The 12373-nt window shown below is 43.1% G+C and carries 10 protein-coding genes and 1 tRNA gene; 2 read left to right on the top strand and 9 right to left on the bottom strand.

What is annotated here, in order from left to right:
* The first annotated feature begins 4 nt into the window (after positions 1-4).
* Positions 5-81: transfer RNA gene (locus tag PG901_RS10285), tRNA-Pro, on the top strand.
* An 81-nt stretch (positions 82-162) separates the two neighbouring features.
* Here PG901_RS10285 and PG901_RS10280 read toward each other — a convergent pair.
* Positions 163-465, bottom strand: coding sequence for a monooxygenase (locus PG901_RS10280; protein WP_271134367.1), 303 nt, complete (start codon positions 463-465; stop codon positions 163-165).
* Positions 466-606: 141 nt separating this feature from the next.
* Here PG901_RS10280 and PG901_RS10275 point away from each other — a divergent pair, with 141 nt between their 5' ends.
* Complete coding sequence (locus PG901_RS10275; protein WP_271134366.1) at positions 607-1563, top strand: DUF1853 family protein; 957 nt, start codon at positions 607-609, stop codon at positions 1561-1563.
* 66 nt (positions 1564-1629) lie between these two features.
* Here the strand turns inward: PG901_RS10275 and PG901_RS10270 are convergent, their stop codons facing one another.
* The 8 genes from PG901_RS10270 to trpB form a co-directional block, all read right to left on the bottom strand.
* Entirely contained in the window at positions 1630-2916 is a 1287-nt protein-coding gene (locus PG901_RS10270; RefSeq protein ID WP_201562688.1) for a hypothetical protein, read from the bottom strand.
* A 92-nt stretch (positions 2917-3008) separates the two neighbouring features.
* Entirely contained in the window at positions 3009-4469 is a 1461-nt protein-coding gene (locus tag PG901_RS10265; RefSeq protein WP_271134365.1) for a hypothetical protein, read from the bottom strand.
* Between the two features lie 254 nt (positions 4470-4723).
* Complete coding sequence (locus PG901_RS10260; RefSeq protein WP_271134364.1) at positions 4724-5254, bottom strand: DUF2726 domain-containing protein; 531 nt, start codon at positions 5252-5254, stop codon at positions 4724-4726.
* A gap of 328 nt (positions 5255-5582) precedes the next feature.
* Positions 5583-6791, bottom strand: coding sequence for an SPOR and LysM peptidoglycan-binding domain-containing protein (locus PG901_RS10255; RefSeq protein ID WP_271134363.1), 1209 nt, complete (start codon positions 6789-6791; stop codon positions 5583-5585).
* Positions 6792-7127: 336 nt separating this feature from the next.
* Positions 7128-8537, bottom strand: coding sequence for a bifunctional tetrahydrofolate synthase/dihydrofolate synthase (gene folC / locus PG901_RS10250; protein WP_271134362.1), 1410 nt, complete (start codon positions 8535-8537; stop codon positions 7128-7130).
* 301 nt (positions 8538-8838) lie between these two features.
* On the bottom strand, positions 8839-9792 hold the full coding sequence (gene accD, locus PG901_RS10245) for an acetyl-CoA carboxylase, carboxyltransferase subunit beta (RefSeq protein WP_271134361.1): 954 nt from the start codon (positions 9790-9792) through the stop codon (positions 8839-8841).
* Between the two features lie 321 nt (positions 9793-10113).
* Positions 10114-10938, bottom strand: a complete 825-nt coding sequence (gene trpA / locus PG901_RS10240; RefSeq protein WP_271134360.1) for a tryptophan synthase subunit alpha — start codon at positions 10936-10938, stop codon at positions 10114-10116.
* A gap of 113 nt (positions 10939-11051) precedes the next feature.
* Positions 11052-12326 (bottom strand): tryptophan synthase subunit beta, encoded by a 1275-nt coding sequence (gene trpB, locus PG901_RS10235; RefSeq protein ID WP_227671025.1) that lies wholly within the window; start codon positions 12324-12326, stop codon positions 11052-11054.
* Between the last annotated feature and the right edge of the window lie 47 nt (positions 12327-12373).

Below are 12373 nucleotides of genomic sequence, written 5' to 3'. Positions count from 1 at the left end.
CATTCGGGGCGTAGCGCAGTCTGGTAGCGCACTACACTGGGGGTGTAGTGGTCGCAGGTTCAAATCCTGCCGTTCCGACCAAACATAGTAGTTAAGTATAAAAAAGCCAATCATTATTTTTAATGGTTGGCTTTTTTATACTTAACTATTCTTCATTAAGTATTACAAAGATGCTTTAGTAATCGTACTTAGCGCTTCATTGATGACAAATACTTTAGATTTAATGTCTTTAAAACCAAATGAAGTCAGCCTTTGGGTATGCTTTTCTAAATATCTGTTGGCATCGTCCAGATTATCAAATACATAAATGCCGCCCGCTTCTTGCGTCTTTTCATTTTCTGTCCATAGCTTATAGACCAGACCGTTCTCGGTTGCGATGTCTTCGGCCAGCTCTTTCATGGCGTCAAAAAACGCACTGCCAAAAGGTCCGCTATAAGGAAAGTCGACTTGCAAAAGATATTTCATTTTTTAACCCTCATTATTATTAAATAGTCGGCAAAATACATGCCGCCAGATGACCACAATCTTAACATATTACGATTGCCTATAGACTTTTAGCAATTGAGCCGCTAGGGTAAATACTTTATATTTATTCTGATTTGACCTATGTCTGAGCTTAGCGCGCCACGCCCTACAACTCTCGCAACTCATGCCAATTATGCGCCTTGGGAAGCGTACCAGCGACCTTATGTGCGCGATTTGGCGTATGTGCTTGCCTGCCCTAACGTCTTGACGAAGTGGCTAGATGTAGCACCGTACCAAAACACCCATGCTATCTTCGTACATAGCGCAAGCTTTTGGCAACAGCAGTTTGAAGCTTATCAGCAGCGTTTAAAAGAGTTGGATACCACCAATGACTATCAGGCGCTGACTCGCTATTTATTAAAACGTCCTAGCCCCAATCGCTTGGGTTTTCACTTTGAAGGCTTATTGTCATTTTGGCTAGAAGATGGCTTTGCGCGCAAATTGCATCCGTATGAGAAGCTTGCTAATAACGTGCAGTTATACAATGGCAAACAGACGATTGGTGAGCTGGATTTGATTTTATATAATCATGAGGAAAAGCTCACTGAACATTGGGAATTGGCGATTAAGTTTTTTATGGGTGCCGCACCTTTTGAGCCGATTAATTGGGTTGGGATCAACTCCAACGACAATCTACAGCGCAAAATGACCCATATGCAAACCAAGCAGTTTTGTAGCATTTGGGTGGATACTGAGAAGCAGGGACACGTTAAGATTGATAAGCGTTATGGTGTCATAAAAGGGCGATTCTTTTTGCCAATGAACATCGCTAATTTCGTCTATCCTCACTGGCTAACACCCAGCTTCCCCATGCACGAATGGTGCGATACCACTGATAGCGCTAGTCTTGCGAGGTTTGATATCAGCGTATTGCGCGCTGCCCATTATATCGAATGGTTTAGCAAGCGCGACTTCTATGATGGTCGTCAGCTACCACTTATCAATTCCGAAAACGGAATCTTAAAAACAGGACTCTACTTTGAAGGTGATAGACCGATTGTCATTTATCCTCGACTGCGAGATTGTGTAGATAATTGACTTGCATAGCTTTTATTTGAACAGTTATTTTTCTTGATAACTAATGAGATTGACTTAATTGAACCCTTACCAAGCATAACGTCCATATAGACTAATCTCGCTGCGTTTGGCTTTTTCTGAATCAATATCATCCGTTAATAATTTTATACCGCCGTATTTACTATCTAACGCTATACCTAATGCTTTAGTCTGTGGCTCCATCAATCCAGTGATGGTCATGGGATAATTATTAGCGGTCAGCTGATAACCTGCCGATAGTTGATACAAGTCTTGAATATCATTGACTTGCGCATGTGCCCCAAGCTGCCACTGATTATTTAATTGATGTATTAGACTACCTTCAACTCGCCATGGTAGCGTCTGTGTGACATCCTTAGTGCTAAGCTGACCCTCAATCGTATATAAAGGTCGACCATTGGCATCATAATCTAACGCATAGCGCGTGCTTGGCATATTCTTCCAGTGCATACGCCCAAATATATCGTAGCCACTAAGTGTCAACTGCGTTTTATCAGATAGTTTTCCTGCCAGTTGTAAATCTAAGGAATAGCCATAACCAGATGGTTTAGCAGGATACCAGTTTAGATTTTCTTCACCCAGTGCAGGCTCATCATAGTAGTAATCGACATAGGCATCGGCTTTATCAACGCTGTCCCTTAGATTATTTACTTCAGTATCAGGCAACACTCTTGTGGTCAGATTGCCCGAAACCTTACCTTCAAGTGCATGTAATCCTTGCCATATATTGGCATGAGTCGTTAACTGCCAATTAGGACTTAGTGGCTGGGTAAAACCGACATTAGCGCCAAATCTCTCATTATGCTTAGCATCTAAAAATAATGGGTATGATTGGCTAGTGCTCGATGGCTGTTTGTTTTCATATTGCCAATATACCTCTGCTGTCTCTTCGCTAAACGTCATTAAGTAATCGTAGCGCCAGCCTAAACCATAGCTCATTACGCTACCAGCAGGGCGTACCTTTAAATCTGCACGTCCTTGTAAATACGCGTGCTCACCTGAGTCTAATGGGGCATCCCAATCACCAATAAAAGCAGCAATAGGCTGTGCGGGGCTGTGGGCGGTTGCCATCACTGTCCAATCCACCTGAGACTTTTCGTTTATATTCTGATTATTCAATAAATCTGTAGTAGGATTAGATGGCGAGTTGAGATTAGAGTATAAGTTAGGATTTTCACTCTGAGCTGAAGTAGACGTTGAGGCCATGATAGCGATTGTTGTTGGAACAATAAATGACAGCTTACGTTTAGCGAAAAACGCTAAATCCTGTTGTGAAAATATATAGATAGCTTGGCTAAAGAATGACATAAATTTCTCACGTATATTAAAAGGCATAAAAAAGAGACAGTACTTACTGCCTCTTTTTTCGATATTGCTATCGCTCAATCGCTACTAACCACGTTTGAGAACTGACATGATTACTATATTTATAGAATAATAGTGTCAACTGAACCATTACTATTAGGGAATACAGCAGTAATTTTGCCTTTATTATCCATTAAATCACCGTAATCTTTGCCATTAACCATGATATCGCCTAGCTTGCCCATTTTATCTTTAATGAAATCACCATTGGCATCGACACTTAACTTAATCGACGCTTTATTTTGCTCAACGATAAACTGAGTACTTACTGCATTATAATCATTATCTAAATTAGTCTTACCGGTGACAAAAAGTGTTTTGCCGTCTACACTAGCCGTTAAACCGCGAAGCTCTACAACGTTACGTGCAGTACGTTTAAGATTGGCTTGAAAATCAAGCGGAATCGTCGCCGTTGCACCCTCTTTAGCTACTTTACCTTGAAGCGCCAATATAACTTCCATACCTACATATTTATTGGCTGTCTCTTCAATATTACCGTTGTCAGTGACTGTTAGAAAGTTTTTGATATCTGCATCATTAGCAGTAGCATTAAGTGTAATGGTGACATCCGTGCTAGGTTTTTGCTTGGTCATCTTACCTGTGACAGCAAATTTATAAGGTATGGTTCTAACGACCAATTGGCCATCTTTCAGCTTTTTACTGATATCCAGCGCGGCAAACTCAAAGTCTTTCGCTTCAATTACGCTATCATTAGCCGACAGCTTCAAGTTGCCTAATTTTATAGTAGCCTTCTCTAAAGTGATGCCCGCTCGGTTGACATCATTAAGATCAAATTCGTCATCGACCACCACTTTGTCACTGAACTGACCATTGACCGTAAACCCTTTGGTTGTAGAGCTTAGAGTGACGGCGTCAGTTCCAGACCCTATTTTTATACTCTTAAACCCAATACCACCATTGAAACTAGTATTGCTGGTATTAGAACTTAATGCATTTTCAAAACCATCAAATGCACTCGTGAAAGTATCTTGACTAACAAGTGTTTCGTTATATACACCAGTATTTGGATTATAGATATAATCGTATTCTTTAACCACGACCTTAGTAGTACCTGATAGCTTAAATTGTCCATCAGCATTTAATATTGCTAAAAAACCACTCTCTGGCGTCAGTACAAAATCACCTAAAGTATTATTAAACTCTTGATCATTATCCAAAGCGATAATATCAGTCGCCTTTAATTGTGATAAACCATTTTCCTGCATATAATAATGCAGGCTATTTGGCACATCAAAGGTATAGCTAAGACGTGCTTCTTGCTTTTCTGTTAGGATATCACTCGCACCTTTATAAGCCTCTGTGACTGCCTTATTGTCACTGACAAAAAGCTTGGCCGTGCGAATCATCTCTTTTGCCTGCTCACTCTCAGAAAGACCGTTATCGACAGGAGGTTTAGTAGGAACAGTTGGAGTATTAGAGCCATTGTTGTCGCTATCACTACCACAACCCGCCAATGCCAAAGTGCTAGCAAACGCTAATGCTGTTAATTTAAAAACCTTCATAACATAATCCTTATATTTTAAATATCTTCCAAAAAACAGTGATAGAAATGAACCTATGAATCTAAGTTATGAAGATCCACTTAAGACCATAGACTGCACTCCATTCTAAGAAACTTAAGTTTACTCCTTATTAAAAAAAATAAGCTATTTATTTTTGGAATCTATCTATAAAGTAAAGAAATATATAATTAATATTACAAAAAAACGAAGATTTATTTTTTAAATATACTTGCCTGATAATAAAATAATTTACACTAATAACTCTCAATCACCTGCATCAGCTCATATCTCAGCATATCAGCACTTGGCATACGCTCGGCGTGAAAGCGCACGATAGCAATACCCGCACTGGCAAGCGCTTTATCCTTTTTATCATCGGCCTTTTGCCGCGCTTTACTGCTATGCGTCCAATCATCAAGCTCAATGGCGAGCAAAGTAGTCTGTGCATCGACATCAACGATGACATAGTCAACGCTTTGACGACAAATACGATTAAACCAAAAACTGCGTTCTGAGGTTTCACTGCTATTGGCTTCGATGATACGTGACAGCTGAACTTGGACAAAAATATGATATTCCGGCAAAGCATTTTTTAACTTATTAAAAAATATCACTTCCGTGTCCGTCATAATGGGCATCGGCGCGAAGGGCCAAATAGCCAGCTCATCACCGCGCACAGGTGGCGGTTCAGGTTCAGCAACTTGCTTAGGAGAAAACAGTTTTGGCAGGGTGATCAGCCCTACAAATCCAACCGCCAATATTAAAAATATAACGCCAAATGACATGGTTTTACCTTATACATAATGAAAGCCGTCAGCTACGTGTGCTGATGTCACTAAAAAAAATGACAACACATGGCCAACCGCGACAGGGCAGCCTTTGTAGGCTGACAGGTTATACAGTACAGAGAGGGACAGAAAGAAATAGGAAAGAGCGGCGCTCATCGTAACCAAGCTTGCACCAATCGGCAAACGATAAAACAAAAAACACGACAATAGATGTCGTGTTTGAATAAAATTAGTGAGAACGATAAAAATACCAATGACCCTAATTAAAATTGTGCGGTTTATTTAGCAATAACTAGCATCGATTTGCAGTACTATAAACGCTACTCTAGCGCCAGTATAAGACCCAAGCACTTGTCGTATTAACTTTGGGGTCGCTATTAATCTTATCTTTTAAGGCCAATGCCGCAACTTTGCCGCGCTCAGGACCAACGATAACGCGTACACCGCGACTGGTAGGACTGGTCTTTACTTGATAGCCGGCAGATTGGAATTTCTTTGCCAACTCATCCGCTTTGGCTTGGTCATTTGCCAGTGCCACTTGCACGCCAAAGCTACCTTTAGCATCGGTTTCTTTCACTTCTTTGCGCGCCTCACTAAGTTTCTGCTGCGCCTCACGCTTAGCATCGGCCGACTTCTTGGCTAACGCTTCTTCTTTTTGACGCTTGTCTTCACGCGCCTGCTCAGCTGCCGCTGCTTCACGCGCTAAGCGCTCCACCTGCTTACGCGATGGAATGGTAAGGCTTTGACCCAGTTGTAGTGATGTTGAAGGTGATAGATTATTCGCTTGTGCCAAGACTTCTACCGGCATATTGTATTGCCGCGCCAGTTTAATCAGCCCGTCACCTTTTTTTACTTGGTAATCAGAAGGCGACTTTGGTGGCTCATTTTTAGCTGCTTCTGCTGCCTCTCGCTTTTTCTCAGCGGCAGCTTGCGCTTGTTTCTTAGCATCAGCCTGCTTTTTTGCCTCAGCTTCCTTTTTACTATCTGCTAATTTCTTAGCAGCCGCTTGTTCTTTAAGGGCGGCTTGGCGCTGAGCTTCTTGTTGCGCTTGAGTAGCTTTTTGCTGCTCGCGAGCGTTTGCATCATTTGCAGCTGAAGCAGTAGTGCTGCTGTTGCTATCAGTACGAGGCTTTACCGTTGGCGTGGCAAGGTTGTTTTTTGCAGCCTCTGACTCTTTAATTTCTTCAACAGCTGGTGCGCTACTGGCCATATATTGCTGACTTTCCGCACGGGCTTTTGCCAATGCTTGTGCTTCAGCCGCTTCTTGTTCGGTTAAGAACTGCTGAGCACGCTTTTCTTGTTCTGCAACACGAGCGGCGCGCTCTTTTTGTTTTTGTGCCAAGATGCGCTTTTCAGTCTCGATATCAGTCGTCAATGGCTGCGGAGACTCTTGTGCGGGGCTTGGCTTATCTATCATCGCTGACGCTGGTTGGGGTTTGTTGCTATCGCCAATTTGTTGCACCATGGCGTATAGCATCACGCTACCGCCTATAATCATCCCAATGCCCAATAAGGCTTGTCTCGAAAAGTTCATCCGTTTACGTCTCTTAGTTGGTAATAAGGTTGATTGAGCGGCGCAACTGTCGTTTCAAAAACTGTTATTTCAAAGCTGTCGTCTCAAAAACTATCATGTCAAAAACTATCGTCTTAAAACTATACTTAAATAGTTTAAATCGCTTTAATCAACAGCCTTGATAGTTAAATAGTTGCCATTGCCGCCGGTTACGTCCATCCATTTATAAAGGTTATGCCGAGCATCTATCTCATAGCATTGTATAGCAGGATGCTAAATCAATTTGATTATAAAGCATATTTTTCATACTGTCTGCCATCATGCTACTGCTAAGATTAACATTATATAAATACGATTTTAACTTAAATTATCAATCGCAAGTGCCGCTAGCGCCTCACCAATCGTATGGAACGAGCCACATACCACGATTAAGTCTTGCGCTTGACTGTCATTTATAACGGCATCGGTGGCTTCTGATAAACGTTTAAACTCATGTATTTGCGCACTATCGACATAGCTTGCTAAGATACTTTGCAGCTGCTCAGTGCTCGCCGCCCGTGGATAATCAATCTCAGCGATAAACCAATCGCTAATAGGCAAGCCCGCTTCGGTCAAACGCTGTACGACTTTATTGATATCCTTATCGCCCAACATAGAAAACAGCATTTTAATGCTAGCAGGTTTACGGTTGGCTTGATTCTCTTGGCTGCTGTTTTGACTACTGCCTTGATTGAGAGCATCAGCGCTATTTTGCCTTGCTAAGTGCTGCTGCCAAAGCGGTAATAATTGCGCCAATAAAAACTCAACGCCTTGCTCGTTATGCGCCACATCAAATAACCAATGACGGCTATGCGTCTCACGGTAATCAAAACGACCAGCGAGCTTGACCGTCTGCAATGCCTGCTCGATAGCCTTTTTATCAATATTTAATGGGCTTGCCAACACCGCTGATAAAGCATTGGCGGTATTGGTCAACGATAGCGCTGGGCGTGGTAACTGCATAGTGACAGCGGCATTACTATATTGCCAAACGTCGGTATCCACTTCACGATAATCAAAGTCTTGCCCAGCTTGATAACAAGTTGCCTGATGCGTATCAATCGCTTGCTGTACACTAGCTGGCATCGCAGTAGCGCCATAAACCAAGGTAATGCCATCACGTAAAATACCTGCTTTTTCACGGCCAATATCTTCGACATTATCCCCTAGCCAATCGACATGATCGATAGCGATATTGGTAATCACTGCCATATCAGGGTCAATAATATTGACCACATCAAGGCGACCGCCGAGCCCAACTTCTAATACCCAGACATCGCAATCTGCTTCGGCAAAGATTAATAATGCAGCAAGCGTTGTCATCTCAAAAAATGACAAGGTCAGCTTACACGCCAACCGTGCTGCCTCTACTTTACTAAACGCATCAATTAAGGTCTCATCACTGACCATCTCGCCATTGATACGCACGCGCTCGTTAAATACGCTCAGATGCGGTGATTGATACAGTGCTGTCTTATACCCTGCCGCTTGGCACATTTGCGCGATGACCGCAGTCGTTGAGCCTTTACCATTGGTACCCGCCACGGTAAATACATAAGCATCGTCTTTGGCTGACTGTACCACGCCTAACGCCTCAGCAACCGGCAATACTCGCGACAACCCCATATCTATCGCCGAGACATGAATCTGCTGCATATAATCAAGCCATTCGGTCAAACTCGAGTGCTCAGTAGGAGTGGTAGAGGTAGAAAGTGAAGAGTCAGACATGGGCGGAACCTATATAGAATTTTTCGAATAAAAAATAGAGGATTAGAAAGCATTCATTAAGAAAATAGAGACAGTATATAACTACCTGACCAAAAAGCAAAAATAGCATTTACCGTTATTAACGATAAATGCTATTAGTAATTTTTACTTAGTCGATTTAATTTAAAAAGTATACAGTTTAAAAAGAATACAGTGCTGCTGGGATAAATTTTGCAAAGCCTCTAGGGTGCGAAGCGCATAGCAAGCGAGGAAAATTTATACCAGCAGAACGCTATTTCTAACGTTCTTATTTACTAAGCAGTTAAGCAGCAACATTCGGTACGCGGCATAGCTTTGCAAGCAAACGATAAATGGTATCAATCAATTGATGACGATGTACCACTTCATCGACCACGCCATGCTCTAACAAGAACTCAGCACGCTGGAACGGCTCTTCTAGCGTCTCACGCACCGTTTGTTCAATCACGCGCTTGCCCGCAAAGCCAATCATGGCTTTTGGTTCTGCTAAATGGATATCACCTAACATAGCAAGCGATGCCGTCACCCCGCCATAAACAGGATTGGTCAATACCACAATATATGGCACGCCAGCAATTCTTAAGCGTTCAATCGCCGCCGCAGTACGAGCCATTTGCATTAATGATAGCAAACCTTCTTGCATGCGCGCACCGCCAGAAGCAGCAAAGCAGACTAAGGGCACTTTATCTTTAAGGGCTTTTTCAGCGGCCTCTACAAAACGGTCGCCAACCACCGAGCCCATAGAGCCGCCCATAAAGCGGAAGTCAAAGGCGCAAGTAACGATATCAAGATTGCGCAATTTACCGTACATCACAATTAGCGCTTCAGACTCACCGGTCTTGTCCTGTGCTTCGGTCATGCGCTGCGGATACGGCTTGCTATCCACAAAGCTCAATGGATCTTTGGCAGTAAACTGTTGTCCTAGCTCACCCTCTACTTGATCGAGTAGCCAGTTTAAGCGCTCACGAGCACTCATCGGTAAATGATGGTCACAATGCGGGCAGACATAGCAATTAAAAATCAGCGCGGTATTGGTAATCATTGAATGACAACTGCTACATTTGGTTGACGGTTCGGTCTCTACCGCCGTTAAAGGTGCGGTCAGTTGCTGCTTAATACCTGGTATCGGGCGGTTAAACCACGATTGTCCTGCGGTATTATTTGGCGCAGCGCCGTTATTGGCAGCATTATTATTTATAGTGTCTGGTGTTATGGTATCAGTCATATTATTCGCCATTATCAAAGGCTTATCGACAAGTTGGCTTAGTTACTTGTCCCTAAGAAGTCCGTTTATAAGAATCAATTTAAAAGTCACATAGCCTTATAACATGAGCAGTTATAAAGCACGCTTACGCGCAACTGTAACAATTTAGATGTGATGTTAGTTTACACACGTAAACTAACTTTAGCAAAGTCATTTAACCGTGTCTTTATAAACATTGTTATAAAAGTTACGATAACCTTTTCTATAAAAACAGCTATCGCCCCTCTTATAAATAGTAAGATAATGACGTTGCTGAGCCATACACACGTTGATGCCAATACGTTCGATATAATATTAGACCGTTAAACTATCGAGTGCGCCGCGTAGCTCGTCCATTTTTGCCATGATTTTTTGCTGAGCGCTTGCAACCGCAGAGGCATCTTTAGCATCGATATCAGCAAAGTTTTGTACTAGCGCACTTCCTACAATAATACCATCGGCATGCTTACCGATTGCTTTGGCTGACACTGCATCACGAATACCAAAGCCGACACATACTGGCAAATCGGTCTCCGCTTTAATCGCTTGCACTTGGGTCGCAACATCATCGGTATCTAGCGTCGCCGAGCCAGTCACGCCCTTAAGCGACACATAATAAATATAACCACCGCAATGGGTCAGTACTTGCTCACGGCGCTCAGGTAAAGTGGTCGGCGATAATAAGAAAATCTCATTCATCGCATGCTCAGTCAAATGCTGAGTAAAGCTGCCCGCCTCGCTTGGTGGCAAATCAACCATCAAAATACCATCTACGCCTGACTGCTCACATAAAGCGACAAAGTTGTCATAACCAATGATTTCAACGGGATTGAGGTAGCCCATTAGGATAATTGGCGTCTGCGTGTCTTGTTTGCGGAATTCTGCCACCATTTTTAGTGCATCACGCGTACTGGTACCCGCTGCTAAAGCGCGCTCACCAGCCAATGCAACGGTTGGGCCATCGGCCATTGGGTCAGAAAATGGTAAGCCTACTTCAATCATATCTGCGCCGTGCTTGACTAAGTCATGTAGTAAGCCAACAAAGTTATCAGGGGTTGGATCGCCCGCCATCACGTAAGGAATCAGGGCTTTTTTATTTTGGGCTTTTAGGGTTTCAAAGGTGCTTTCAATTCGGGTCATAGTATTCTCTACAATTAATTCAAACTGGCTATATTGACCCTCTACGATTTGATGAGAGAGCCAATCAATTTATTTTATAAAAGCGGATTTATAGTGCGCAATAAAATACGCGACTATAACTCAATCCCTTCTGCCTTCATTACCGAATGCAAATCTTTATCACCGCGACCTGACATATTAACGATAATGGTTTGCTCAGGGGTCATGGTTTTAGCCAGCTTAAGCGCATAGGCAACCGCATGGGCAGATTCGAGCGCAGGGATAATACCTTCTTTACGTGTCGCTTCATGAAAGGCTGCCAACGACTCTTTATCCGTACAGCCAACATATTCAACGCGCTTCATATCTTTTAAGAAGCTATGCTCAGGACCGACGCCAGGATAATCAAGTCCCGCTGAGATAGAATGCGTTTCTTGAATTTGACCCTCATCGTCTGCCATCAGATAAGTACGGTTGCCATGTAGCACGCCGATACGACCAGCAGCCAAAGGCGCTGAATGGCGACCGGTTTCAATGCCGTCACCTGTCGCTTCAACGCCATACATTTTGACTTCAGTATCGTTTAGGAAATCAAAAAATAGACCAATAGCATTTGAGCCACCGCCAACACAAGCAACCAATGCATCTGGTAATTTACCTGTTTTTTCTAAATGTTGGATACGCGCCTCTTTACCGATAATCGCTTGGAAATCACGCACCAATAGCGGATAAGGATGTGGGCCGGCAACCGTACCGATAATATAATACGTGCTGTCCACATTGGTTACCCAATCACGCATCGCTTCGTTCATCGCGTCCTTAAGCGTGCGCGAACCTGAAGTCACTGGCACAACGGTCGCCCCTAGCAAACGCATACGATAAACGTTCATCTTTTGGCGCTCGACATCATCAGCACCCATATAAACGATACATTCTAGACCTAGGCGCGCGGCAATCGTTGCCGTTGCCACACCATGTTGACCTGCGCCGGTTTCCGCAATAATACGTTTTTTACCACACATCTTGGCAAGCAGTGCCTGCCCAATGGTGTTGTTCACTTTATGTGCGCCAGTATGGTTCAAATCCTCACGCTTAAAGTAAATTTGCGCGCCACCAATCTCATCGCTTAAACGCTTAGCATGATACAGCGGCGTTGGACGACCGACATAATTGACCAAGTCATTATGATACTCTTCCCAAAATGCCGGGTCAGCTTTTACTTTGGTATATAACGCTTCTAACTCTTCTAATGCCGCCATCAGGGTTTCAGAGACAAAACGACCACCATGAACGCCGAAATGTCCGCGTGCGTCAGGGTATTGGTTAAAGTCTTGTACGTCTGTTGGATTGGTAAAGGTGTTGATAGATTGTGCAGTAGCAGATGGTGCTTTGTTCGTGGCATGACTCATGATAATTCCTACGATAAGTGGTATCTTTTAGTATAAGGATTGGTCGT

This window comes from Psychrobacter sp. ANT_H3 (assembly GCF_027919975.1).
GTDB lineage: Bacteria > Pseudomonadota > Gammaproteobacteria > Pseudomonadales > Moraxellaceae > Psychrobacter > Psychrobacter maritimus.
The sequence above is the reverse complement of the archived record's forward strand: the minus strand, read 5'-3'. Positions and strand labels throughout refer to the sequence as shown.

Coding starts and splice junctions, on each gene's coding strand:
- PG901_RS10275 (WP_271134366.1), top strand. CDS start 607: ATGTCTGAGCTTAGCGCGCCACGCCCTACAACTCTCGCAACTCATGCC.
- folC (WP_271134362.1), bottom strand. CDS start 8,537: ATGTCTGACTCTTCACTTTCTACCTCTACCACTCCTACTGAGCACTCG.
- trpA (WP_271134360.1), bottom strand. CDS start 10,938: ATGACCCGAATTGAAAGCACCTTTGAAACCCTAAAAGCCCAAAATAAA.
- trpB (WP_227671025.1), bottom strand. CDS start 12,326: ATGAGTCATGCCACGAACAAAGCACCATCTGCTACTGCACAATCTATC.
- PG901_RS10255 (WP_271134363.1), bottom strand. CDS start 6,791: ATGAACTTTTCGAGACAAGCCTTATTGGGCATTGGGATGATTATAGGC.
- accD (WP_271134361.1), bottom strand. CDS start 9,792: ATGGCGAATAATATGACTGATACCATAACACCAGACACTATAAATAAT.
- PG901_RS10265 (WP_271134365.1), bottom strand. CDS start 4,469: ATGAAGGTTTTTAAATTAACAGCATTAGCGTTTGCTAGCACTTTGGCA.
- PG901_RS10280 (WP_271134367.1), bottom strand. CDS start 465: ATGAAATATCTTTTGCAAGTCGACTTTCCTTATAGCGGACCTTTTGGC.
- PG901_RS10260 (WP_271134364.1), bottom strand. CDS start 5,254: ATGTCATTTGGCGTTATATTTTTAATATTGGCGGTTGGATTTGTAGGG.
- PG901_RS10270 (WP_201562688.1), bottom strand. CDS start 2,916: ATGCCTTTTAATATACGTGAGAAATTTATGTCATTCTTTAGCCAAGCT.